Source organism: Citrobacter sp. GW821-FHT07H02 (assembly GCF_059418505.1).
The window spans coordinates 142,616-167,602 of sequence record NZ_JBWKPZ010000003.1 but is presented as its reverse complement, the minus strand read 5'-3'; the positions used below and the strand labels follow the sequence as shown (position 1 = coordinate 167,602).

Annotated in this window: 23 protein-coding genes; 10 read left to right on the top strand and 13 right to left on the bottom strand. The window is 55.2% G+C overall.

The window, feature by feature from the left end; genetic code table 11:
• Nucleotides 1-8: 8 nt before the first annotated feature.
• Together ansA and sppA are read right to left on the bottom strand one after the other, a co-directional pair.
• Entirely contained in the window at nt 9-1,025 is a 1,017-nt protein-coding gene (gene ansA, locus AC07NP_RS06035; RefSeq protein ID WP_203358044.1) for an asparaginase, read from the bottom strand.
• A 54-nt stretch (nt 1,026-1,079) separates the two neighbouring features.
• Nucleotides 1,080-2,936 carry a signal peptide peptidase SppA gene (gene sppA / locus AC07NP_RS06030; RefSeq protein ID WP_494659873.1) on the bottom strand — a complete coding sequence of 619 codons (1,857 nt, stop codon included), beginning with the start codon at nt 2,934-2,936 and terminating at the stop codon, nt 1,080-1,082.
• A 178-nt stretch (nt 2,937-3,114) separates the two neighbouring features.
• Between sppA and AC07NP_RS06025 the strand changes: the two genes are divergently transcribed.
• The 3 genes from AC07NP_RS06025 (at nt 3,115) to topB (ending at nt 6,771) form a co-directional block, all read left to right on the top strand.
• Nucleotides 3,115-3,666, top strand: a complete 552-nt coding sequence (locus AC07NP_RS06025; RefSeq protein WP_494659872.1) for an NAD(P)H nitroreductase — start codon at nt 3,115-3,117, stop codon at nt 3,664-3,666.
• Between the two features lie 116 nt (nt 3,667-3,782).
• Complete coding sequence (gene selD, locus AC07NP_RS06020; protein WP_494659871.1) at nt 3,783-4,826, top strand: selenide, water dikinase SelD; 1,044 nt, start codon at nt 3,783-3,785, stop codon at nt 4,824-4,826.
• A gap of 4 nt (nt 4,827-4,830) precedes the next feature.
• Complete coding sequence (gene topB, locus AC07NP_RS06015; RefSeq protein WP_494659870.1) at nt 4,831-6,771, top strand: DNA topoisomerase III; 1,941 nt, start codon at nt 4,831-4,833, stop codon at nt 6,769-6,771.
• Between the two features lie 99 nt (nt 6,772-6,870).
• On the opposite strand, the gene gdhA is transcribed toward topB, so the two are convergent.
• A complete protein-coding gene (gdhA, locus tag AC07NP_RS06010; protein ID WP_192612006.1) occupies nt 6,871-8,214 on the bottom strand; it encodes an NADP-specific glutamate dehydrogenase in 1,344 nt (447 codons plus the stop codon).
• Nucleotides 8,215-8,450: 236 nt separating this feature from the next.
• On the opposite strand from gdhA, the gene AC07NP_RS06005 reads away from it, so the two are divergent.
• Entirely contained in the window at nt 8,451-8,729 is a 279-nt protein-coding gene (locus AC07NP_RS06005; RefSeq protein WP_494659869.1) for a YnjH family protein, read from the top strand.
• Here the strand turns inward: AC07NP_RS06005 and AC07NP_RS06000 are convergent.
• Entirely contained in the window at nt 8,689-9,102 is a 414-nt protein-coding gene (locus AC07NP_RS06000; RefSeq protein WP_494659868.1) for a pyrimidine (deoxy)nucleoside triphosphate diphosphatase, read from the bottom strand. The genes AC07NP_RS06005 and AC07NP_RS06000 overlap by 41 nt on opposite strands.
• A gap of 87 nt (nt 9,103-9,189) precedes the next feature.
• Between AC07NP_RS06000 and AC07NP_RS05995 the strand changes: the two genes are divergently transcribed.
• The gene (locus tag AC07NP_RS05995) at nt 9,190-9,813 is read left to right on the top strand and encodes a CDP-alcohol phosphatidyltransferase family protein (RefSeq protein ID WP_494659867.1); all 624 of its coding nucleotides are present in this window, start codon (nt 9,190-9,192) and stop codon (nt 9,811-9,813) included.
• A gap of 67 nt (nt 9,814-9,880) precedes the next feature.
• On the opposite strand, the gene AC07NP_RS05990 is transcribed toward AC07NP_RS05995, so the two are convergent.
• The 9 genes from AC07NP_RS05990 to xthA form a co-directional block, all read right to left on the bottom strand.
• Nucleotides 9,881-11,188 (bottom strand): rhodanese-like domain-containing protein, encoded by a 1,308-nt coding sequence (locus AC07NP_RS05990; RefSeq protein ID WP_494659866.1) that lies wholly within the window; start codon nt 11,186-11,188, stop codon nt 9,881-9,883.
• Between the two features lie 87 nt (nt 11,189-11,275).
• Nucleotides 11,276-11,908, bottom strand: a complete 633-nt coding sequence (locus AC07NP_RS05985; RefSeq protein WP_494659865.1) for an ATP-binding cassette domain-containing protein — start codon at nt 11,906-11,908, stop codon at nt 11,276-11,278.
• Nucleotides 11,908-13,443, bottom strand: a complete 1,536-nt coding sequence (locus tag AC07NP_RS05980; protein WP_494659864.1) for an ABC transporter permease family protein — start codon at nt 13,441-13,443, stop codon at nt 11,908-11,910. Before AC07NP_RS05980 ends, AC07NP_RS05985 begins: the two co-directional genes overlap by 1 nt.
• Nucleotides 13,416-14,582, bottom strand: coding sequence for an ABC transporter substrate-binding protein (locus AC07NP_RS05975; RefSeq protein ID WP_494659863.1), 1,167 nt, complete (start codon nt 14,580-14,582; stop codon nt 13,416-13,418). Before AC07NP_RS05975 ends, AC07NP_RS05980 begins: the two co-directional genes overlap by 28 nt.
• A 15-nt stretch (nt 14,583-14,597) precedes the next feature.
• The gene (locus AC07NP_RS05970) at nt 14,598-15,161 is read right to left on the bottom strand and encodes a carboxymuconolactone decarboxylase family protein (RefSeq protein ID WP_494659862.1); all 564 of its coding nucleotides are present in this window, start codon (nt 15,159-15,161) and stop codon (nt 14,598-14,600) included.
• Complete coding sequence (locus AC07NP_RS05965; RefSeq protein ID WP_494659861.1) at nt 15,161-15,868, bottom strand: TVP38/TMEM64 family protein; 708 nt, start codon at nt 15,866-15,868, stop codon at nt 15,161-15,163. The genes AC07NP_RS05970 and AC07NP_RS05965 overlap by 1 nt, the downstream gene beginning before the upstream one ends.
• A gap of 15 nt (nt 15,869-15,883) precedes the next feature.
• Nucleotides 15,884-16,567, bottom strand: a complete 684-nt coding sequence (locus AC07NP_RS05960; protein WP_494659860.1) for a YdjY domain-containing protein — start codon at nt 16,565-16,567, stop codon at nt 15,884-15,886.
• Between the two features lie 4 nt (nt 16,568-16,571).
• Nucleotides 16,572-17,294 carry a TVP38/TMEM64 family protein gene (locus tag AC07NP_RS05955; RefSeq protein WP_494659859.1) on the bottom strand — a complete coding sequence of 241 codons (723 nt, stop codon included), beginning with the start codon at nt 17,292-17,294 and terminating at the stop codon, nt 16,572-16,574.
• A 173-nt stretch (nt 17,295-17,467) separates the two neighbouring features.
• The gene (gene xthA, locus AC07NP_RS05950; protein WP_203358028.1) at nt 17,468-18,274 is read right to left on the bottom strand and encodes an exodeoxyribonuclease III; all 807 of its coding nucleotides are present in this window, start codon (nt 18,272-18,274) and stop codon (nt 17,468-17,470) included.
• A 445-nt stretch (nt 18,275-18,719) separates the two neighbouring features.
• Between xthA and astC the strand changes: the two genes are divergently transcribed.
• The 5 genes from astC to astE are packed head-to-tail and all read left to right on the top strand — an operon-like array spanning nt 18,720 to nt 24,747.
• Nucleotides 18,720-19,940, top strand: coding sequence for a succinylornithine/acetylornithine transaminase (gene astC, locus AC07NP_RS05945; RefSeq protein ID WP_494659858.1), 1,221 nt, complete (start codon nt 18,720-18,722; stop codon nt 19,938-19,940).
• Entirely contained in the window at nt 19,937-20,971 is a 1,035-nt protein-coding gene (gene astA / locus AC07NP_RS05940) for an arginine N-succinyltransferase (RefSeq protein WP_494659857.1), read from the top strand. Before astC ends, astA begins: the two co-directional genes overlap by 4 nt.
• Nucleotides 20,968-22,446 carry a succinylglutamate-semialdehyde dehydrogenase gene (gene astD, locus AC07NP_RS05935; protein WP_494659856.1) on the top strand — a complete coding sequence of 493 codons (1,479 nt, stop codon included), beginning with the start codon at nt 20,968-20,970 and terminating at the stop codon, nt 22,444-22,446. Before astA ends, astD begins: the two co-directional genes overlap by 4 nt.
• The gene (gene astB, locus AC07NP_RS05930) at nt 22,443-23,786 is read left to right on the top strand and encodes an N-succinylarginine dihydrolase (protein ID WP_494659855.1); all 1,344 of its coding nucleotides are present in this window, start codon (nt 22,443-22,445) and stop codon (nt 23,784-23,786) included. Before astD ends, astB begins: the two co-directional genes overlap by 4 nt.
• Nucleotides 23,779-24,747 (top strand): succinylglutamate desuccinylase, encoded by a 969-nt coding sequence (gene astE, locus AC07NP_RS05925; protein WP_494659854.1) that lies wholly within the window; start codon nt 23,779-23,781, stop codon nt 24,745-24,747. The genes astB and astE overlap by 8 nt, the downstream gene beginning before the upstream one ends.
• Nucleotides 24,748-24,987: the final 240 nt, after the last annotated feature.

The window sequence follows — 24,987 nt, the reverse complement described above, 5'->3', positions numbered from 1 at the left end:
AGGGCGACTCAGTCGTCCGGCGTCAGTTCACCGCGAAGGTTCTGCGTCATCGCGGTGCGAATGGTTTGTGTGTCTACGCCCTGGCTCAGCAAGTAATGCAGTTTGGTCAGCGTCGCTTCAACGGTCATGTCGGCACCGCCAATCACCCCGGCGTGCGCCAGCGCGTTGCCCGTGGCGTAACCGCCCATGTTCACTTTGCCGGACATACATTGCGTAAGATTGACGACAACAATACCTCGCGAGCTGGCCTCTTCCAGTTCTTTAAGGAACTCTTTGTTTTGTGGCGCATTTCCCACACCATAAGAACGCAGAATCAGCGCTTTTACCGGCTGGCGCAGGAAGTTACGCACCACATCGGCGGAAATTCCCGGATAAATAGTCACCACGCCAATCGGCTGTGGGGTGATCGTATGCACCAGTAATTCACCTTCGCCGTGCGGTGCGGGTGGCGTACCCAGCCGGCGAATATGGATCCCGGCTTCCAGCAACGGCTGTAGATTTGGGGACGCAAAAGCATCAAAACCGTCTGCGTGCGCCTTGGTGGTGCGATTACCGCGAAACAGGCGATTATTGAAAAAGAGCGTCACTTCGTTGATCGGGTAATTTGCCGCAATATACAGCGCATTCAGCAGATTGATTTGACCATCTGACCGAAGCTCCGCCAGTGGGATTTGTGACCCTGTCACTATGACCGGTTTGCCCAGATTCTCCAGCATGAAGGAGAGTGCAGAGGCGGTAAACGCCATGGTGTCGGTGCCGTGCAAAATGACAAAACCATCGTATTCGTCGTAATGCGCTTTGATGTCTTCGGCAATATGCTGCCAGTCTTCCGGCGTCATATCGGATGAATCCATCAGGGGGGCGTATTCATGAATGGTGAAGTCTGGCATTTCAGGGCGATGGAACTCGGGCATCAGCGCCAGTTGACGTTGAAGATGGCCGGAAACAGGAATGTAGCCTTGTTCGGAACGCTGCATACCAATGGTACCGCCAGTATAAGCAACGTAAATCGATTTCTTCTGCATGATATTTTCTTCTGGAAAATAAAAACCCCTCTTCTTGTGAAGAGGGGTTGATGGTTAGCGAACGTTCGCGCAGGTTAAACAGAACGCATAACGGTTTTGTGGATCATTAAACGCCGCCAGCTTGTCGCTCTCCGCTTTGACCACGTTTGCCGCAGAGACCAGCGGGGCGGGCAGCATTGCCTGAATCGCTTCCGGCAGCACTGCGCGGACCGAGCCTGACATGCTGTCCATGACCAAATCAAAGAAGGTCGGCACATCCTGATAGTAATCAATATGCCATTGCTTCAGTTTGGCCAGTTCAGCGGCTTTGGCGACCGCATCGTCAAAGTCACCCAGGCTGTCGACCAGACCGTTGGCTTTCGCATCCTGTCCGGTCCAGACATGGCCCTGCGCAATCTTATCAATTTGCTCCGGCGTGGTCTTACGTGCATCCGCCACCAGCGTGATAAAGCGCTTGTAACCGTTCTCAATACTCAGTTGTATCATCTGCTGCACTTCTGGCGGCAGGGCTTTGGTCATCGACATATCTGCCAGCGGGGAGGTGGAGACGCCGTCAGTATGGACGCCGATAGAATCCAGACTGTTTTCAACGGTATTGATAACCCCAAAGATACCGATAGAACCGGTCAGGGTGCTGGGGTTGGCCACAATATAGCTGGCAGGCGTTGAGATCCAATAACCGCCGGAGGCGGCCATGCCACCCATAGACACCACCACTGGCTTACCTGCTGCTTTCGCCGCTGCCAGTTCTGCACGGATCACTTCGGAGGCGCTGACGCTACCGCCAGGACTGTTGACGCGCAAGACGATCGCTTTCACTTTAGGATCCAGACGCGCATCGCGGATCTGCGAGGCAGTGGTGTCGCCACCGACATTTCCCGGAGTCTCTTCGCCATCCATGATGGCGCCATTCGCGAAGACCACGCCAATGCTGTCGCCGTTATCAGAAGGGGGATTCAGCGAGTAATTGTAATAGCTGATGGCGCGGTAATTATTTTCCTTTTTGCTCCAGCCAAACTGTTTGGTCAGCGCTTTTTCCACGTCGGCGCTGGAGGCGAGCGCATCCACCAGTTTGTTATCCAGTGCGTATTTCGCCGTGTCGCCATCCACTTTGCTCAGCCCGTTGAGCATGGCCTGCGCGCCGGGGAAGACCTGCTGGGCTGGGATCTGACGGTTTGCGGCAACCGTATTCAGGTAGTTTTGCCACAGTTCGCCAATCCAGCGGCTGTCCGCTTCGCGCGCTGCCGGAGACATATCGTCGCGAATAAACGGTTCAACGGCGGATTTATAGGTTCCGACGCGGAAAACGTGCGTGGAGACTTTCAGCTTATCCAGCAGGGATTTGTAATACAGGCCATTGGTGGCAAACCCGTGCAGATCGACAGCGCCTTGCGGCGAGAGCCAAATTTTATTGGCGAAGCTCGCCAGATAATACTGCCCCTGAGTGTAGTTTTCGCCCACGGCAAAGACCGGTTTACCGCTGTCGCGGAACTCGCGCAGCGCCTTACCGATATACTGCATGGAAGGTTGATCCGCCCCAGCGAAATTTTTCAGGTCCATCACAATGCCGGTAATATTACGGTCGTCCTTCGCCTGACGAATCGTATTCACGATATCAAACAGCGAGTTTTCTTGCAGTCGGTCAGAACTTGCGCCAAAAAACTGGCGACCCAGAATGCCCAGGCGGTTGGTACTGGAGGGTTTATCGACGATCACGCCGGAAATATCCAACAGCAGCGCGCCACGCGCCGTTTGCTCGCTGGTATGACTGCTGCTGACCTGCATCCAGATGCCCACACCGACCAACACCAGCAGAATAAAGAACAGGTTAAGCACCAGTTCACGCACGAAATTCAGCAGTCGCCACGTCCATTTAAAAAATCCGGCAATAAATCGCCACAGGGTTTGCATGTATACTCCCTAACCAAAGAAACACAACGCCACTCTCGTCGTACCAGGAGAAAGCGCTAAGATGAGGCTATCGTAATGACCCAACCGGCTCTTGTCAGCAGGAATCACTGCCTGTGCTGTAACAAAATCTGCTCTCGTGTTAATTTTGTGAATTAACATCATTGCTGGAGTTAACTAAATGGATGCACTCGAATTACTTGTTAACCGCCGTAGCGCCTCTCGTCTGGCTGAACCTGCTCCCGCCGGTGAACAACTGCAAAACATTTTGCGGGCAGGCATGCGCGCACCGGATCACAAATCTCTGCAACCCTGGCGTTTTTTTGTGATTGAAGGCGAAGGGCGCGAACGTTTTAGCGCCACGCTGGAGAAAGCCGCTATCGCGGAGGACGGAGATGAAAAAGCCGTTGAGAAAGCCCGCTCAGCGCCGTTTCGCGCTCCGCTGATCATTGCCGTAGTGGCGAAGTGCGAAGAGAACCACAAAGTGCCCGTCTGGGAACAACAGATGTCCGCGGGCTGTGCGGTGATGGCGATGCAGATGGCGGCGATCGCGCAAGGCTTCAATGGGATCTGGCGCAGTGGCGCATTAACGGAAAGCCCGGTCGTGCGCGATGCGTTTCAGTGCCGGGCGCAGGATAAAATTGTGGGATTCCTCTACCTGGGGACGCCGCAACTGAAAGCCTCGACGAACATTAACCTGCCAGATCCGACCCCCTTCGTCCGTTATTTTTAAGATATTCGACGAAACTGTCTGGATTGTGAGCAAAGACGCTGGAATTCAGACAGTCACTCTTATCACATCACTGAATGAGCGTTACCATAGCCGGATTGCAATGACAGGAGATGTCCATGAGCGAGCAAACTATTCGTTTAACGCAATACAGCCACGGAGCCGGTTGCGGTTGTAAAATTTCCCCCAAAGTGTTGGAAACCATCCTGCACAGCGAGCAGGCGAAGTTTGTCGACCCGAACCTGCTTGTAGGTAACGAAACCCGCGATGATGCGGCAGTGTACGATCTGGGTAATGGCACCAGTATTATCAGTACCACTGACTTCTTTATGCCTATCGTCGATAACCCGTTCGATTTTGGTCGCATTGCGGCGACTAACGCCATTAGCGATATTTTTGCGATGGGCGGCAAACCGATTATGGCGATCGCGATTTTGGGGTGGCCGATCAATACGCTGTCCCCGGAAATTGCCCGGGAAGTCACGGAAGGCGGGCGTTTTGCCTGCAAACAGGCCGGTATTGCGCTGGCGGGCGGTCACTCCATTGATGCGCCGGAACCGATTTTTGGCCTGGCCGTTACCGGCGTTGTGCCGACCGAGCGCGTGAAAAAAAACAGTACCGCGCAGGTCGGGTGCAAGCTATTCCTCACCAAACCGCTGGGGATTGGCGTACTGACCACCGCAGAGAAAAAATCACTGCTGAAGCCAGAACATCAGGGACTGGCGACCGAAGTGATGTGCCAAATGAATATAGCAGGTGCCGCGTTTGCCAATATTGACGGCGTGAAGGCGATGACCGATGTGACCGGTTTTGGTTTGCTGGGGCACTTAAGCGAGATGTGTCAGGGCGCAGGGGTGCAGGCGCAAATTGATTATCAGGATGTGCCGAAACTGCCGGGCGTTGAAGAGTATATTCAACTGGGCGCAGTGCCTGGCGGTACGGAACGCAACTATGCCAGTTACGGGCATTTGATGGGCGAGATGCCGCACGCGGTTCGTTCTCTGTTGTGCGATCCGCAAACCTCCGGTGGACTGTTGTTGGCGGTGACGCCGGAATCCGAAGCGGAAGTGAAAGCGACCGCGGCGGAGTTTGGTATCGATCTGACCGCCATCGGTGAGCTGGTTGAAGCCCGTGGCGGACGCGCCATGGTCGAGATCCGTTAAGTCGATGCGGTTGTATATTGCCGAAAAACCGAGTCTGGCTCGCGCCATTGCGGACGTGCTGCCAAAGCCGCACCGTAAAGGCGATGGTTTTATCGAATGTGGCAATGGACAAGTGGTGACCTGGTGTATCGGTCACCTGCTTGAACAAGCGCAGCCCGACGCCTATGACAGCCGTTATGCGCGCTGGAGTTTAGCCGATCTTCCGATAGTGCCGGAAAAATGGCAGTTGCAGCCGCGTCCTTCCGTGACGAAACAGCTCAACGTTATCAAACGGTTCCTGCATGAAGCCAGCGAAGTGATTCACGCGGGAGACCCCGATCGCGAAGGGCAGTTGCTGGTGGATGAAGTGCTGGATTACCTGCAACTGGCCCCGGAAAAACGCCATCAGGTGCAACGTTGTTTGATCAACGATCTCAACCCGCAGGCGGTCGAACGGGCGATTGAACGTCTGCGTTCCAATAGCGAATTTGTGCCGCTGTGCGTCTCGGCGCTGGCGCGCGCGCGCGCTGACTGGCTGTACGGCATCAACATGACGCGGGCGTATACCATTCTGGGGCGCAACGCCGGTTATCAGGGCGTTCTCTCGGTGGGGCGCGTACAGACACCGGTTCTTGGGCTGGTGGTGCGCCGCGATGAAGAGATCGAAAATTTCATCGCCAAAGATTTCTTTGAGGTGAAGGCGCATATTGTGACGCCAGCCGATGAACGGTTCACCGCCCTCTGGCAACCCAGCGAAGCCTGTGAACCGTATCAGGACGAAGAAGGGCGTTTGCTTCATCGTCCGCTGGCGGAACACGTGGTAAACCGTATCAACGGGCAGCCCGCGGTGGTCACCAGTTATAACGATAAACGGGAATCAGAATCAGCGCCGCTGCCGTTTTCACTCTCTGCCTTGCAGATTGAAGCCGCCAAACGCTTCGGGCTGAGCGCGCAGAATGTGCTCGATATTTGCCAGAAGCTGTATGAAACCCACAAGCTTATTACCTACCCACGTTCCGACTGTCGCTATCTGCCGGAAGAACATTTTGCCGGACGTCATGCGGTACTGAACGCCATCAGCGTCCATGCGTCGGATCTGCTGCCGCAGCCTGCGGTCAATCCGGATACCCGTAACCGCTGCTGGGATGACAAAAAAGTCGATGCTCACCACGCCATCATTCCGACTGCGCGTAGCTCATCGATCTCGCTGAACGACAACGAAGCGAAGGTCTACAACCTGATTGCACGCCAGTATCTGATGCAGTTTTGCCCGGATGCGGTGTTCCGCAAGTGCGTCATTGAGCTGGACATTGCGAAGGGCAAATTTATTGCCAAAGCCCGGTTCCTGGCGGAAGCGGGATGGCGCACGCTGCTGGGCAATAAAGAACGTGATGAAGAGAACGACGGCACGCCGTTGCCGGTGGTCGCGAAAGACGATGAGCTTTTGTGCGAGAAAGGCGAAGTGGTCGAGCGTCAGACACAACCGCCACGCCACTTTACGGATGCGACCTTGCTCTCGGCAATGACCGGTATAGCTCGCTTTGTGCAGGACAAAGATCTGAAAAAGATCCTGCGAGCAACCGACGGTCTTGGTACCGAGGCGACCCGTGCCGGTATCATTGAATTACTGTTTAAACGCGGTTTTCTGACCAAAAAAGGACGCTACATTCACTCTACCGATGCCGGGAAAGCGCTGTTTCACTCGCTGCCGGAAATGGCGACCCGACCCGATATGACGGCGCACTGGGAGTCGATCCTGACCCAAATCAGTGAAAAACAGTGCCGTTATCAGGACTTTATGCAGCCATTGGTCGGAACGCTGTATCAGCTGATCGATCAGGCGAAGCGTACGCCGGTAAGGCGCTTCCGAGGAATTGTTGCGCCGGGCGGCGGCGAGAAAAAAAAGTCCGCGCCGCGTAAACGCACGGCGAAAAAAAGCCCGCCATCAGCTGAGGCGGGCCTGTAACACTGTGTAGGCCTGATAAGTCGTCGTAGGCCGGATAAGGCAGTTATGTCGCCATCCGGCATTGTCTGATGGCGCTACGCTTATCAGACCTACAGAACGTTAAATCACGCCTTGCGCCAGCATCGCGTCGGCCACTTTGACGAAGCCCGCAATGTTTGCGCCACGAACGTAGTTGGTATGTTTATTTTCACCGCCGTACTCGACGCACGCGTGGTGAATATCCAGCATGATGTGGTGCAGACGTGCATCCACTTTTTCTGCCTTCCAGCTTAAGCGCGCGGCGTTTTGCGCCATCTCCAGCCCGGAGGTCGCGACGCCGCCTGCGTTAGCCGCTTTGCCCGGCGCGAACAGTACGCCCGCTTCCAGGAACAGATCGGTGGCTTCAATGGTGGTCGGCATATTTGCGCCTTCCGCCACCGCTTTCACGCCATTGGCGATAAGCTGGCGAGCGGCATCGACATCCAGCTCATTTTGCGTTGCGCATGGCAGGGCGATATCGACCGGGACTGCCCACGGCTGTTTGCCTTCCAGATAGGTCAGGCCAAATTCACGCGCGTAGTCGGCAACGCGACCATCGCGACTGTCTTTGATTGCGCACAGGCGCGCCAGTTTTTCTTTGGTAAAGCCGCTTTCGTCAACGACGGTACCGCTGGAGTCGGAGGCGGTGACCACACGCGCGCCAAACTCCATCGCTTTTTCAATGGCAAATTGCGCCACGTTGCCAGATCCGGAAACCGCCACGCGCATCCCTTCAAAACCGAGACCGTGGCGTTTTAGCATTGCTTCGGTGAAGTAGACCAGGCCATAACCGGTCGCTTCAGGGCGAATCAAGCTGCCGCCAAAGGAGAGGCCTTTGCCCGTAAAGACGCAGGCGCTATTGTTGGAGAGTTTGCGCATCATGCCGGCCATAAAGCCCACTTCACGCCCACCCACGCCGATATCACCGGCGGGTACATCGGTATCCGGCCCCAAATGACGATACAGTTCGGTCATCAGCGCCTGGCAGAAACGCATCACTTCGCCTTCACTTTTGCCTTTCGGGTCAAAATCGCTACCGCCTTTACCACCGCCCATCGGCAGCGTGGTCAGGGCGTTTTTAAAGGTTTGCTCAAAGCCGAGGAATTTCAGAATCGACAGGTTAACCGAAGGGTGGAAACGCATCCCGCCCTTATAAGGACCGATCGCTGCGTTAAACTGTACGCGCCAGGCCCGGTTTACCTGAACCTGATTGCGATCGTCCAGCCAGACGACGCGAAACTGGATCACACGTTCCGGCTCAACCAGACGTTCCAGCAATGACATTTGGCGATAACGGGGATTCTGCTCAAGGAAGGGCCACAGGGTGGTCATGACTTCACGAACGGCCTGCGCGAACTCGGTTTGATTCGGGTCGCGCTTTTGAACATGGTTGAGAAACGACTCCAGAGAACATGTCTGATCCATAGATTTAAAAACCTCTTATATTTTAATGTGGTTGTAATTGTGTTTTATGTGAATAGGTGTTTGCAGATTTTGAATATAACATCAGCAATGTGACGCTAAGCAAGAAAAAAATCGTCGCGCTAAGCAAATTAATAACGAGGCGGGCGTCATTACCAAAAGCGATGGTCAGAGGGCTAAAGTTTCTGCCATTGACGACCGTTATAATGGAAGACGAGTTCAATTTAAAAGGAATGACTATGCGCCGTTTATTGATGGCCGCTGTTGCAGTGGCGCTTATGCCTTTCGCTGTACAGGCGGATGACCGTTATCGCCCGGATATCGACGTCAACGTGCCGCCGGAGGTCTTTAGCTCCAGCGGACAGCGCCCGCAGCCCTGCAATCAGTGCTGCATCTACCAGGACCAAAATTATTCAGAAGGGGCCGTCATCAAAGCCGACGGCGTGTTGTTGCAGTGTCAACGTGACGAGAAAACCCTCAGTACGAATCCGCTGGTCTGGCGTCGCGTAAAACCCTGAATGCCTCTAATAGCGGAATGTCTGCCGGGGCGAGCGGATAATTAAGCGCATCTTCAGGCGAACACCAGATCAGACGCTGGTGTTCATGCGCGCGCAACGTACCGCTAAAGTCCGGCACATGCCAGGCATGCAAATGAATTAACCGACCAGACACTTCGCGCTGATGGCTGGCAATATACTGCCCAACCACCGCGTCGATCCCCAGTTCTTCCCTGAGTTCGCGCGCCAGTGCCTGTGGCTGGCTTTCGCCGGACTCGACTTTTCCACCCGCAAATTCCCACATTCCGGGCTGGTCGGCGTGTTCCGGGCGCTGAGCCAGTAAAATTTTGCCATCACGTTCAATGATAGCGGCAACGACGTCGAGAGATTTCATTATATTCAACACTGCCTGACGAGAGAAAATGCCATAATATCCGCAGTTTTATCTTATCTGAAGACCTTTACGCTTACGGGAGCGCTTGTGCTTGATCGCTATCTTCACCCTGGAATTAAACCTCTCCTGCATCGGTGCGCCAGCGTCCTGGATAAACCGGCGATTACGCCTGACGGACTGACGCTGCTTGGATTTGCTATCGGTGTCCTGGCATTGCCGTTTCTGGCATTAGGCTGGTATCTGGCCGCGCTGGTCGCTATTGTGTTGAACCGGTTTCTGGATGGTCTTGACGGCGCATTAGCCAGACGTCGGGGGCTGACGGATGCGGGCGGATTTCTCGACATCTCTCTCGATTTTCTCTTTTACGCGCTGGTTCCGTTTGGCTTTATTCTCGCCGCACCGGAGCAAAATGCGCTGGCTGGTGGCTGGCTGCTGTTTGCGTTTATCGGCACTGGCAGCAGCTTTTTGGCCTTTGCCGCGCTGGCGGCGAAACATCAGATTGATAATCCCGGCTATGCGCACAAATCGTTTTACTATCTGGGAGGACTGACGGAAGGGACGGAGACGATTCTGCTGTTTGTGTTGAGTTGTTTATTCCCGGCCTATTTTTCGTGGCTTGCGTGGATATTCGGCGTGTTGTGCTGGATGACGACCTTTACGCGGATTTGCAGTGGCTATCTGACGCTGAAATCGCTTCAGCGTGCCGGATAAGCCGTGTAGCCGGATGGCGCTACGCTCATCCGGCCTACACAACGTAGCGCCATCAGGCATTCACGATTTAGTTGCTGCTGTCCGGACCACGCTCGCCGCTGGCGACCGGATTTTTGGGGAAGCTGCTCCACTCGTACCAGCCGCCGTCATAGACGGAGACGTTTTTCCAGCCCATCGCGCGGGCATAGATAAACGTTTCTGAAGCGCGCCAGCCGGTGCCGCAGTAGAAGGAAACCTGCTGATCCGGCAGGATATTCCACTGCTTCCACATGGCGGTGATATCCTCTGCGCTACGCATGGTGCCATCCGGATTGTGGAAGTCTTCCATGTGCGTAGAGTCGCTGCCAGCGTGGCCCCAACGCGCACCGGCAATCTCGCCTTTCGGTTTGATGTAATTGTACCCGCTGGTGGTGCCAATAAACTCAGGCCATGAGCGAATGCTGACCAGCGAAGCATCCTGGCGATGCAGCAGGGCGCGAGCCTGTTCCATATTCAGCATCAGCTGCGGTTGCGCCGGAATGGTCACGCCAAAATCAGGCTCCGCTTTCACCTTAGGCGGTGTGCCGCGTTCTACTGGCAGGCCTGAATCGGACCAGCTTTGCCAGCCGCCATCAAGCAGGCGAACATCCTTCACACCGGCATAGAGCATGATCTGCGCGACACGCGCTGCCGCGTAAACGTCGCGACCATACAGGACAACCGTCGTATCGTGGCGGATGCCATGTTTCGCCAGCATCGCTTTAAGCTGAGCATCGGACACTTTGTTCCACAGCGGCTCGCTTTCCACTTCGTTGGTATCGATGTAACCGGCACCAGGAATGTGGCTCATCAGGTAGAACTTCGGCGCGCCCCAGCCTGCTTCGAGGACTTTCCAGTCACCGGCCGGTTTTGCCGTCACGGACTTCTGTTGCTGAAGATCGTGCAGCCACTGCGGGTAGACCAGTTGTTCAAAATGCGGCAGTCGCTGCAGGCGGGAAGGCTGTTGCAATGCGTCGCTGAGGGTGGAAATTTGCTGTAAACCGGCTTTTTGCAAACGCGATTTGACGGCCTGCATGTCGGTTTCATTACCGTACAGCGCCACCGGGGTATCGGCGTTTAACTGATGCGTCTGGAGCCAGGCGGTGAGCTGCTCATCGTTCATTTTATCGAGCCAGCTCGCGGAGAGATTCAGCGCGGAGGGTTCGTGCCCTGAGGGGCCGTTGAGCGACTGTGGCCAGCCGTTGTAGAAAGCGCTTTGACGCGTATCAATGGCAGCGCCCTGTTTTTGTTGCAACTGGTGGAGGGTGAGCGCCTGCGACATTTCAGCAGCCTGCGAAGAAGCGCAAGCGAGCCCTAAAGCCAGTGCCAGCGCGGTCATTTGAGAAACACGTTTCATCGAATAGCCCGACATTGAAATAAGAGGGCGCTATTTTCTGCCTGCCGTGAGGCAAAAACTTTGCGTTAACGCAGTTTGTGCGCAAATTCACGCCCAGTCAGCCATTTGCAACACCACACCACCCGGTGGAATATCCTGCACATCATGGCTGACCTGCACCACGGGAATTCCCTGCTGGCGTATTTCAGCAAATACCCACTGGCGAAAGGCTTCGCGAAGTTCCGTATCCAGGCGGCTGAACGGCTCATCCAGCAATAGCGCCTGCGGTTGCGCCAGTAGCGCACGTAGCAGGGCAACACGCGCCCGCTGACCGCCGGACAACGAGGCCGGATCGCGGTGATAAAACCCCTCCAGCCCGGCACGTTCAAGGGCTTGCTGAACGGCGTCTTGCCGCGCTGAACCTTTCAACCTGGCGGGGATTGCCAGCAGCAGATTTTGCCCGACGCTGAAGTGATCGAACAACAAGGCATCCTGAAACAGAATACCGATTTGTCGCTCAGCGGTGGGCAAACCATCGATGCGTCGCGTATCAAGCCATAGTTCGCCACTCGCCTGAAAATGCGAAGACAACGCCCCCACCATCCAGGAGAGTAGGGTCGATTTGCCACAGCCAGAGGGTCCCATTAAAGTGACAATGTCACCTTTATCGACAGCAAAATTCATCTGTTTAAGCAGTGGCACTTGTCCCACATGCAGTGAGAGATGGCGAACAGCGAGCATTAGCGGAGTCCTTGTCGTGAATAGCCAATCCACTTTGAAATGAGCGCGGTCAGCGCGAAAACCAGCAGCGGGAGCAATAGCTGCCACAAGGCCTGAGCCGCCAGGATTGCGTTGCTGCCGCCGCTACTGAGCGCGACCGCTTCGGTGGTGAGTGTAGGATAGCGACCGGCACCCAGCCAAAGTCCTGGCATATACTGGGCGATACTGACGGAGAATCCTACCGAAAAGGCCAGCAGCGCCGGACGGACCACCAACGGACATTTTACGCAGCAGAATATCTTACCTTTTGTCCAGCCCAGCGTTTGCGCCACCAGTATCAGGCGTGGGTCGATGCGTTGCCAGGCCGGACGCAGCGCAAACAGCATCCAGGGGATAACCCACAGCAGATGCCCCCAGATAACGGTGGCGTACTGACCGTCCAGTTCCAGTCGCAGCGCGAGGGTATATTGCCCGGTCACCAGCGGTAGAGCGGGCAGAATAATCGGCAACCAGAGCCAGCGATGGCCACGTGCGGGTCCCCATTCCAGCCATAAAAGAATCACGATGAGTCCGATGGCGCTGGCGGCCAGGCCCAGAGACAGACTGTTGAGTAACGCCTCATGGTTGACGGACGCAGGGTGAGCGATAAGCGCCAGCAGCAGGGCGCACAGCACGCCCGTTACCGGCAGCATCACCGAAAGCGTTTTACCCGCTCGCGTTGATGAACGGCGGCGACGCACGCCGCTGAGCGCGGGGAGGGTGCGTTGCCAGCAGCGCCACAGCAGATAGCCTGTCAGCGCAAACGCGGCGAGCAGTCCCACCAGCAGCAAACTGGCCAGCGCGCCTTTTATCTGTTGTTCGCTGTCTCCCTGACTTAACCATTGCCAGCTTAACACCGCCAGCGTAGGAGGATTGCCTGGCCCGAGAATAATCGCCACGTCAACAACCGAGAGGGACCAGGCAACAACCGCCAGCATCACCGCCCCCAGCGCAGGCGCCACAGAAGGCAGCAGCAGCCAGTTCAGACACTGCAGACGGCTGTAACCCAGCGTATCCAGCACGATAACCTGTTGGGAAAGCTGTTTTTCACTCAGCAGTGCCGCCAGGATCCACAGGATAAAGGCGCTCTCCTTCACCGCCAGGGTCACGCCAAGCCCGATACCATAGCGATCCAATAGCGGGGAGAAATAAGGGAATATCTGGTACAGCCACCCGCCTTCCGCAAACAACAGCAGCGCGCTGGTGGCAAAGGCCACGTGCGGAATCGCCAGCAGCCACGGCAGACGTGCGCACAGACGCAGCCACTTCGCACCTGGCCAGAGGGCGACAATCACCGTCAGAGCAATCGCCAGAGCGCCAACTGTGGCAATGGTCACCGAGGTCAGCGTCGCCAGCAGTGCCTGTGATAGCTGCGGGTCGGCAAACAGCGCCAGCCAGTGGTTGACGGACAGCGCGGGAATGATAAGCGCGAACGCGGCGGGAACCAACGGCGAATAGATCACCGCTATAGTGCACCAGAGCAGCGAAATTAACGCGTACCGTAGCGGCGTAGCCATTCTCGTTCCAGCGCGTTTACCCATGCAGCATGGGGTTCAGGCAGTACGGCGGGCAATCCTTCCGGGACTCGCGACTGCAGAACGTTACGTTGGGCATCCGGGAGCTTTTGCGGATCCAGCACCGAAGGGTCGCCCCAGAAGGCGGGGTCGGCTTTGCGTAACTGCGCCTCAGGGGAGAGCAGAAAATTAGCGACCACTTTCGCGCCTGCGCTGGCGCGGGCATTCGCCGGGATCGCGACGAAATGCACGTTGCCTACCATGCCCTGAGAAAAGCCAAAGCTGTAGGCAGTAGCGGGGAGTTCGCCGCCGGCGATTTTTTGCTGCGCATGGGCAGGATTAAAGGTCATGGAAAGGCGCAGCACACCGGCGTTGAGCAGGGCGTCGAGACGCGCAGGCGATGGCGGAAAATCAGCGCCTTTTCGCCACAGCCAGGGATGCAGTGCATCAAGATAGTGCCAGAGTGGCGCGGTAACCTCGGCAAACGTGGCGTTATCGGGGGCGATTTTCAGAGCATCAGGCTGGGAGGTAAGCGTAATCAGAAGCTGTTCCAGAAAGGCGGTGCCGGTAAAATCCGGTGGTCGCGGATAGGTCACGGTCCCGGGATGCGTTTTGGCAAACTCCAGCAGCGCCTGCGGGGTTTTGGGTGGTTCGGGCGTGGTCGCGCTGTTGGCAATAAAGGTGAGCTGCGCGCCGCCCCAGGGTGATTCTGCGCCTTCGGTGGGAATAGCGAAGTCCTCGTTCACCGGCTGTTGTGTGTCCACGAATCGCCAGTTTGGCAGCGTTTGCGCCCATCCGGTTTGCAGCAATCCGGCCTCTTTCAGCGTCCGGAAGTTTTCGCCATTCACCCACAGTAAATCCACCGAACCGCCTGTTTTACGCCCGGCGGCAGACTCCGTCTGGATGCGTTTAACGGCATCGGCGGCATCGGCCAGACGGACAATTTTGAGGTTGATTGCGTAATGGGTTTTCATTTCGCCGCTCACCCAGTCGAGATACTGATTGACGGCATTATCGCCGCCCCAGGCATTGAACCAGACGGTCTGACCTTTCGCCTCATCTTTGATCTGTTGCCAGTCGAGGGCATACGTGGTCTGGGAAAAGAGCGACAGGATCCCCAATAACCATACACAATGGCGCATATTTTCCCCTTATTCTTATGATTTCGCGTCTGATGATGGCCCGCCCGGGAGGCGACACAGTCCCTGCGCGGGAATGTCCATTGACGAGTTAAAACGCGCCGATAAATTTTGTAGGCCGATCAGCGCCGTCAGTTCCGTTAGCGCCTGTGCGTCAAAGTGGGCGGTCAGCGTGCTGCGCAGTGCGTCATCGACGGTAGGGGGAGTCATGGTGGCGGCTTCAGCATACTCGAGCGCCAGACGTTCCGACTCACTAAACAGCGGACATTGCCGCCAGTCGCTGACGGCCAACAGTTTGTCCGTACTGCCTGTGCGTTCCGCGATTTTCATGTTGGTGATATCGACACAAAATTCGCACAGGCACATTTGCGCAATGCGGGCGCTGACTAACGCGCGCAACACGGGGTCAAGCGGTGAGCGTTTGCGCTCCAGATAACCCACAAACATAGAAACCAGATAGAAGATAAAGGGAATACGCCCCCACCAGCGGATCGGGCTGAGTACTTCACCGTAATGGCGGCGGTGCAGCCACGCCTGGGGACGTAAAATCAACGGGATTTTGTTCAGAGGCGGCAACCCCATCAGGAACTCCTCTTTTGACGTTCGCTATAGAATTTTCGGGCAGCAAAGACAACCACCGTTAGCGCGAACAGAATAAACAGTCCGGTCACGAACCAGAATGTGCCACCGGTTAACAGGCTTCCTGCCCACGAATAGACGATGGTTGCCGGTAGCTGGCCCAGACCTGTTGCGATAAAAAAATGACGAAAACGGATCGACGTCAGACCGGCGGCGTAACTTATCGGATCGAAAGGGACAAAAGGCAGCAGACGACAGATCAGAATAGTATGTTTGCCGTAACGCGCAAAAAAACCGTCCATGCTATCCAGCACGGCTTTGCCGGTTAATTTCTCAACAACACTACGGCCCATCACCCTGGCGATGAAAAAACAGAGGGCGGCGCCCGCCATTGCGCTTGTCCAGGAGAGCAGGCCGCCCCAGAAGGCACCGAACAGCGACGCATTGGCAAAGGTGATGAGAAACGCCGGAAGCGGGGCGGCAATGGCCTGCAAGATCATCAAAATGAAAGAGACTACCGCCGCCTGGGCGCCGTACGATTGAATAAAACGTTCAATGCCCTGTTGGTCCACGGCGGCAAAGGCCGCAATACCGTGATTAATAAACGCATGAACGCCGGGAAGCAGCGCCCATGCTAACAGTGTGGCTGCCAACAGGATGATGATTCCGCAGCGGTAGTACCAGAGAATACGCGTTTTATTATCCATCATCCTTTACCTGTTAACTCAGTCAGCGACTTTGAATGTCACGGTAGCCAGCGTGCCGTCTGGCGGTAATATCGAGGCGTCACCTTTAAATTTCACTTCGCCGCGTTTTTCGACCGCACCATAGGTATAGGTGGCGTTGCTGACAATGCCGACAGGACAGCTATCCAGACACACCAGGCAACCGGTTTTCATCTCTTGTGCTGCCTGCAAATTACCGCCGAAGCGCATATCCAGAGTTTTGCCATTACTGTCATTGATAACGTCATTGAAGGAATATGATTTAGCCGCGCCTTGCCAGTTGACCGACATAGCCAGTTTACTCCCGGCGACATGGGTGGTCTCTTTATTCTCCATCGTCATATTATCACCCGGAGTGGCACCGGCTTGTTTCAACGCGTCATACAATGCTTTGGGATCGGCATAGCCGATAAACAGGGATTTATGACCATTGGAGCCGCCTTTATAGACAATACCGTGGCGGGTATCGTCGGTAAGAAATCGCCCGTTAATTTGCACCAGCAGGGTGACAGTGTGCGCCTGCGAATCAATGCGCAGCGGTTTACTCTCCGAAAGACCATCATATTCTGTCTTTTGTGTGGTCGCCGCCGCGTCGGTTTTTTGATCGCAGCCGCTAAGCCCTGCGACAGCCAACAGGCACAGTGCCGTGAATCCTTTTTTCCATGTTGTTGTGTGATGTTGCATCGCTCTATCCTTTCGTATTATTCGATGAGTAGGTCGGTGGGCTGTTCGGTGTATCGGAAGCATGCAGATCAACCCGTTTATGTCGGGCATATATTTTGGCAAGCTGAATTAAAATAAATAACGACAGACCTGCCAGACAGAGTTTCACAATAAAGAGCGTTGTAACCCCTTCGCTGGCGAGTTCACTGGCCATCAGGGTATATATCAACAGTCCGGGCAGGGTGGTGATGGCGGAAATAAACGTAAAAGGCCAGAATGAGATAGCCGTCAGGCCGTAAGCATAATTTTGAATGTTGTAGGGAAATAATGGAATCAAACGCGTAAGGATTAAAAAATCAGTACCGCTGCGGATGATACCTTTCTCAATCGCCTGAAATACGGGCGTGTGGCCGACGTATTTCAGCAGCAGATCTCTGCCCAACCAGCGGGCAAGCAGAAAAGATAATGAGGAGGCCAGGGTTGCCGCCACCAGGGAGAGCAGCGTTCCCCAAAGGGGACCAAATACCACACCGCCAACAATGACCAGCACGCTGCCGGGCATCAGGCAGAGCGTGGCAACAATAAATAACAGAATATACAGGATGTAACCAGGCGTGCCGCTTTGGCGAACGATTTCTTGCAGATGGGGTAAATTAACGACTAAATCAAAGAATCCGAATGAATGAATAGCGTAAACCACAATGCCAAATAACAGACAGGCGATCGGTAATTTACACTCGGCTTTCATCGCAGCGATTTCCTATATCAAGACTTGATAATAGAGAGTTTGGTAGGGAAACAAAAACGAGGATGACAGTATAATAAACGGCAGTAAGTAACAAATTCTTACTGCCGTTTTGTTGATTTTACTCAATATATTTAACGTCCTACGCCACGTAGCCGCCAGGACGCCAGCATGATTTATCCGCGAAAGGTGGCCCAGATTGGCGCATGGTCGGAGGGTTTTTCCATGCTGCGGATTTCATAGTCAATGCCCGTTTCTACGCAGCGTTCGGCCAGCGGATTACTCGCTAACAGAAGGTCTATGCGCAGGCCACGGTTATCGTCAAAACCTTTCGAGCGATAATCAAACCACGAGAATTTGTCGACAGTTTCTGGATTTGCCTGGCGGAAGGTGTCAACCAGACCCCAGTTCATCAGCCTTGCCATCCATTCGCGCTCTTCCGGCAGGAAGGAACACTTACCGGTGCGCAGCCAGCGTTTGCGGTTCTCTTCACCAATACCGATGTCCAGATCGGACGGGCTGATATTCATATCGCCCATGATCAGCACGGGATTCTCTTGTTTTAGCTCTGTTTCCAGATAGTTTTGCAGGTTCTGGTAAAACTGCGCTTTTGCCGGGAATTTCAACGGGTGGTCGCGGCTTTCGCCCTGAGGGAAATAGCCGTTAATGACGGTGATATTTCCCAGTGGAGAGGGGATTTCCGCCATGATGAGCCGGCGTTGTGCTTCTTCATCGTCTTGCGGGAAACCGCGACGCACGGAAATCGGCGTCTCTTTGGTCAGCAGCGCTACGCCGTAATGGCCCTTTTGCCCATGATAGAAGACGTTGTAGCCCAGTTTTGCCACCTCTTCGAGAGGGAACATGTCATCGTGAACTTTTGTCTCCTGTAAGCCAATAACATCCGGTTGGTGTTTTTCGACAATGGCTGCCAGTTGATGAGGGCGGGCTCGCAGGCCGTTGATATTAAAAGAGACAAATTTCATAGTTGCTGCCACTTTGTAAGGTGAATAGTGCAAGGATGTTAGCAGAAATTAGGCTAACTGACTGCCACTTGTCGTGAGATTACGGCGATGAGTGTGAATGGTATTAACAATGGCGCAAAAAACGCACTGTTTTAGGGCGCGCTGCGTCAGAATGAGGCAGTCATTTCCGATAAATTTCGTATACGATCACAATTCCAGAATTATATTTGGCAACTGAATAATATTGCGTTTTTTCCTCTCCATACTCACCGGATACGCAAACATATTCACTTTTTATGCAATTAAAGTGAATATCGTTGGGTCGTAACCGGTTGATTTTCCGTTCTCATCTCCCGTTTATGCATTTTTAGCACTGGCTGGCACGAACTCTGCAATCTACATTTACAGCGCAAACACTCATATTTATTAACATAAAAGTAACTTTTAATTTACCCAAGAGGTCGCTATGTCTCTGTCAGTTACGCGTGAAAACTTTGATGAATGGATGATGCCCGTATACGCACCCGCACCTTTTATTCCGGTTCGTGGGGAGGGCTCGCGCTTGTGGGATCAGCAGGGTAAAGAGTATATCGACTTCGCGGGGGGGATCGCCGTTAACGCGCTGGGGCATGCGCATCCGGCATTGCGTGAGGCATTAAACGAACAGGCGGCAAAATTCTGGCATGTCGGTAATGGTTACACCAATGAACCGGTGCTGAGACTGGCAAAGCAGCTGATTGATGCCACCTTTGCCGAACGTGTCTTCTTCTGTAACTCAGGGGCAGAAGCGAACGAAGCGGCGTTAAAACTGGCGCGTAAGTACGCCCATGACCATTTTGGCAGCCATAAAAGTGGGATCGTCGCGTTCAAGAATGCGTTCCACGGGCGGACGCTGTTCACTGTTACCGCAGGCGGACAGCCGGCCTACTCGCAGGATTTTGCACCGCTGCCGCCGGATATTCGTCACGCCGTGTATAACGACCTCAACTCGGCAAGCGAACTGATCGACGACACCACCTGCGCCGTGATTGTCGAGCCGATGCAGGGGGAAGGCGGTGTGCTGCCTGCGACAAAAGAATTTTTGCAGGGGCTTCGCGAACTGTGCGAGCGCCACAATGCATTGCTGATTTTTGATGAAGTGCAAACCGGTGTGGGCCGTACGGGCGAACTCTATGCCTATATGCATTACGGCGTGACGCCGGATCTGCTGACCACCGCGAAAGCGCTGGGCGGTGGTTTTCCCATCGGTGCGCTGTTGACCACAAAACGGTGTGCCAGCGTGATGACGGTGGGTACCCACGGCACCACCTACGGCGGTAATCCGCTGGCGTCGGCGGTGGCCGGAAAATTACTGGAAATCGTCAATACTCCGGAGATGCTCAATGGCGTCAAACAGCGTCACGACTGGTTCGTTGAACGACTGAATGCCATCAACGCCCGTTTTGGGTTGTTCAGTGAAATCCGGGGGTTGGGGTTGCTGATCGGTTGTGTGCTGACGGCCGAATATGCCGGGAAAGCTAAACTGATCTCCCAGGAAGCGGCACAAGCCGGTGTCATGGTGCTGATTGCAGGTGGCAACGTGGTGCGTTTCGCCCCTGCGCTAAACGTCAGCGCAGAAGAAGTCTCTACCGGGTTGGATCGCTTCTCCCTGGCCTGCGAACGCATTAAAGCAGGGGGTTCATCATGATGGTGATCCGTCCCGTCGAACAAGCGGACATTACCGCGCTGATGAAGCTTGCCGCGAAAACCGGCGGCGGGCTGACCTCGTTACCGGCGAATGAAGAAACGCTGATTGCGCGAATCGATCGCGCGATAAAGACCTGGCAGGGTGAATTGCCAAAAAGCGAGCAGGGCTACGTGTTTGTGCTGGAAGAGAGTGAAACCGGCGCGGTGGCGGGCATTTGCGCCATTGAAGTGGCGGTGGGGCTGAATGACCCCTGGTATAACTACCGGGTCGGGACGCTGGTACACGCGTCGAAAGAGTTGAATGTTTACAACGCATTGCCGACGCTTTTCCTCAGCAATGACCATACTGGTAGCAGCGAACTGTGTACGCTGTTTCTTGACCCGGAGTGGCGCAAAGAGGGGAATGGGTATCTGCTCTCGAAATCGCGATTTATGTTCATGGCGGCATTTCGCGACAAGTTCAACGAGAAAGTGGTCGCTGAAATGCGCGGCGTGATCGACGAGCACGGTTATTCCCCGTTCTGGCAAAGCCTTGGGAAACGCTTTTTTTCGATGGAGTTTAGCCGGGCCGATTTTCTGTGCGGTACGGGGCAGAAAGCGTTTATTGCCGAACTGATGCCCAAGCATCCTATTTATACGCACTTTCTTTCGGACGAGGCGCAGGCGGTGATCGGCGAGGTGCATCCGCAGACCGCGCCCGCTCGCGCGGTGCTCGAGAAAGAAGGTTTCCGCTACCGGAACTATATCGATATTTTTGACGGTGGCCCGACGCTGGAATGCGATATCGATCGCGTGCGCGCGATCCGCAAAAGCCGACTGGTGGAGGTTGTTGAAGGACAGCCTGCGCAGGGTGAGTTTCCTGCCTGCCTGGTCGCCAATGAAAACTACCACCATTTTCGCGCCACCTTGATACGTACCGACCCTGACACACAGCGTCTGGTGCTGACTGCAGCGCAATTAGATGCGCTGAAATGCCACGCGGGAGATAAGGTTCGTCTGGTGCGCCTGTGCGCTGAGGAGAAAACGGTATGACGCTATGGATTAACGGCGACTGGATAACCGGTCAGGGAGAACATCGCATTAAAACCAACCCGGTGACCGGAGATGTCCTCTGGCAGGGTAATGATGCCGATGCGACGCAGGTTTTACAGGCGAACCGCGCGGCGCGGGCGGCGTTCCCCGGCTGGGCGAAACGCGCGTTCAATGAGCGACAGGCGGTGGTGGAGAAATTTGCCGCGTTACTGGAGAGCAATAAAGCGGAGCTCACGACCATTATTGCCCGCGAAACCGGTAAGCCCCGCTGGGAGGCGGTGACGGAAGTGACGGCAATGATCAATAAAATTGCCATTTCAGTGAAGGCCTACCACACCCGCACCGGAGAACAGCACAGTGAACTGCCGGATGGCGCGGCGACGTTGCGCCATCGTCCGCATGGCGTTCTGGCGGTGTTTGGCCCGTACAACTTTCCCGGACATTTGCCGAACGGTCACATCGTTCCGGCGCTGCTGGCGGGGAATACGCTGATTTTTAAACCCAGCGAGTTAACGCCGTGGACGGGCGAAGCCGTCATGCGCCTGTGGGAGCAGGCCGGTTTGCCGCCAGGCGTGCTGAATATGCTGCAGGGTGGGCGCGAAACCGGGCAGGCGCTGAGCGCGCTGGACGACATTGATGGACTGCTTTTCACCGGTAGCGCGAACACCGGTTATCAACTGCACCGCCAGCTCTCCGGCCAGCCGGAAAAAATCCTCGCGCTGGAAATGGGCGGCAACAATCCGCTGATCGTTGAAGAACCTTTGGATATTGATGCGGCAGTGCATCTGACCATTCAGTCGGCGTTTGTCACCGCCGGACAGCGTTGTACCTGCGCGCGTCGCCTGTTGGTGAGAAAAGGGGAATTGGGTGATGCGTTCCTGGCGCGTCTGGTGGAGGTCAGCCAACGGCTGACGCCAGGGGGATGGGATGACGAACCCCAGCCTTTCATGGGGGGATTGATCTCAGCCCTGGCGGCGCGTCACGTGTATGACGCGTGGCAAAAACTTGAATCGCTGGGCGGGAATACGCTGCTGGCACCTCGTGTGCTGAAAGAGGGGGCGTCGCTGCTCTCACCTGGCATTATCGAAATGACCGGCGTGGCGAACGTGCCGGATGAAGAGGTGTTTGGCCCGCTGCTTGGGGTCTGGCGCTATGACGATTTTGACGAGGCGATTCAACTGGCGAATAACACCCGCTTTGGCTTGTCGTGCGGTCTGGTCTCGCCGGACCGTGAACAGTTTGAGCAACTGTTGCTAGAGGCGCGGGCCGGGATCGTCAACTGGAATAAGCCGTTGACCGGGGCCGCCAGTACCGCACCTTTTGGCGGTGTTGGCGCATCGGGCAACCACAGGGCGAGCGCCTGGTACGCAGCAGATTATTGTGCGTGGCCGATGGCGAGTCTTGAATCACCGGCATTAACCTTACCCACGTCGCTCAGCCCCGGACTCGATTTTTCTCATGAGGAGCCGGTATGAAAGCGCATGAAGTCAATTTCGATGGGCTGGTCGGTCTGACGCACCATTATGCCGGATTGTCATTCGGCAATGAGGCGTCGACCCGTCATCGTTTTCAGGTGTCGAACCCGCGGCTGGCGGCGAAGCAGGGGCTCTTAAAGATGAAGGCGCTGGCGGACGCCGGATTTGTGCAGGCGGTGATCCCGCCGCATGAGCGTCCGTATCTTCCCGTACTCCGTCAGTTGGGTTTTACCGGCAGTGACGAGCAGGTGCTTGAAAAAGTGGCGCGCCAGGCGCCGCAATGGCTCTCCAGCGCCAGTTCGGCTTCACCGATGTGGGTGGCGAATGCGGCGACAGTATGCCCTTCGGCAGATGCGCTGGATGGCAAAGTGCACTTCACCGTCGCCAATCTGAACAACAAATTCCATCGTTCTCTGGAAGCATCGACCACCGAGTCATTATTACGGGCAATATTCCGTGATGAGCAGTTTTTTTCCGTTCACAACGCGCTGCCACAGGTCGCGCTGCTGGGCGATGAAGGGGCTGCAAACCATAACCGACTGGGGGGCGATTACGGCGAGCCTGGCGTGCAACTGTTTGTTTATGGCTGTGAAGGGGGGAACACCTTACGGCCGACTCGCTATCCGGCACGACAAACGCGTGAGGCCAGCGACGCCGTGGCGCGACTGAATCAGGTGAATCCCCGCCAGGCTATTTTCGCCCAACAGAATCCGGACGTGATCGACCTTGGCGTTTTCCATAACGATGTGATTGCGGTGTCTAACCGGCAGGTGCTGTTTTGCCATCAGCAGGCGTTCGTGAACCAGGACGAGCTAATGAACCGGCTGCGCTCATGCGTGCCCGACTTTACGCCGATAGAGGTCGCGTCGTCTGACGTCACGGTACAGGATGCGGTTGCCACCTATCTGTTCAACAGTCAGTTGTTAAGTCGTGAAGACGGCAGCATGATGCTGATTTTACCGCAGGAATGTCGTGACCATGCGGGGGTATGGCGTTACCTGAATGGACTGCTTGACGCTGACAACCCGATAAGCGATCTCCGAGTCTTTGATTTACGTGAAAGTATGTCGAATGGCGGGGGGCCAGCCTGTTTACGTTTGCGCGTGGTATTAACGCCAGAGGAACAACGGGCGGTGAATCCGTCGGTGATGATGAACGATACGCTCTTTACGGTGCTGAATCAGTGGGTGGATCGCTACTATCGCGACCGCCTGACCGCCGCAGATCTCGCCGATCCGCAGTTGCTGCGTGAAGGTCGGGAAGCGCTGGATGCGCTGACACAGTTGCTTAACCTGGGGTCGGTCTACCCCTTCCAGCAATCAGGGGCAAATAATGGATAACTTTCTTGCGCTGACGCTGGCGGGAAAACCGCCGGATATCCGGGAGGGGGAAGCCCCCGGTTTTCGCTGGCGGTGGTTAGGTCACGGATTGCTGGAGCTCACGCCAGAAACGCCTGTGGATCGCGCGCTGGTGCTTTCTGCGGGGATTCATGGCAACGAAACGGCGCCGGTGGAGATGCTGGATGCGCTGCTTTCAGCGCTCATTCAGGGGCGACAGACGCTGCGTTGGCGACTGCTGGTCGTGCTGGGGAATCCGCTGGCGCTCTCGACAGGGAAACGGTATTGCCACAGCGACATGAACCGGATGTTTGGCGGGCGATGGCAGGTGTTTGCGGAGAGTGAAGAAACGGAGCGTACCCGCGAGCTGGAGCAGTGTCTGGAGAATTTTTTCGCGGGTGGCAGTGAACGGTTACGCTGGCATCTCGATCTGCATACCGCGATTCGCGGCTCGTATCACGTCCGGTTTGGCGTATTGCCTCAGCGTCCGATTCCCTGGGAGGAGACATTTCTTAGCTGGCTTGGCGCGGCGGGTCTGGAGGCGTTGGTGTTCCATCAGGCTCCGGGAGGCACGTTTACGCATTTTAGTTGTGAGCATTTTGGCGCGCTGTCCTGCACGCTGGAACTCGGTAAGGCGCTGCCGTTTGGCCACAATGATCTCACGTTGTTTGCGCCCACCGCACATGCGTTAGCGTCGTTGCTTGCCGGCAATCTCGCTATCGCAGGGGATTTGTCTCCAGTACGCTATCGCGTGGTGTCGCAAATTACCCGTCGCAGCGACGCTTTTGTTCTGCATATGGATAACCAGACGCTGAACTTTACGCCCTTTAAAGAAGGGACGTTACTGGCACAGGATGGCGAAGATCGGGTGATCGCCACCCATGATATTGAATATGTTCTCTTTCCCAATCCCAATGTGGCATTTGGTTTACGCGCCGGATTAATGCTGGAAAAACTGCGTTAGCGATATTTACCCTCGGGTGTTCGCCTGAGGGAATTATACGCATCAGACAGTCGGTCGCATGATTACGGATTATTCCTGGATAACTGCTTTATTAATCACCACTGTTCCGGTATAGTTTTTCATAATCCCTTCAAAATCAGCGTATTGTAATTATTTATTTCAACTCTCCACGATTTATTCTTTTTTTCTTCATAATTGGCGAAAAACTGTTTTTTACACTTTCATTGTTTTACCGTTGCT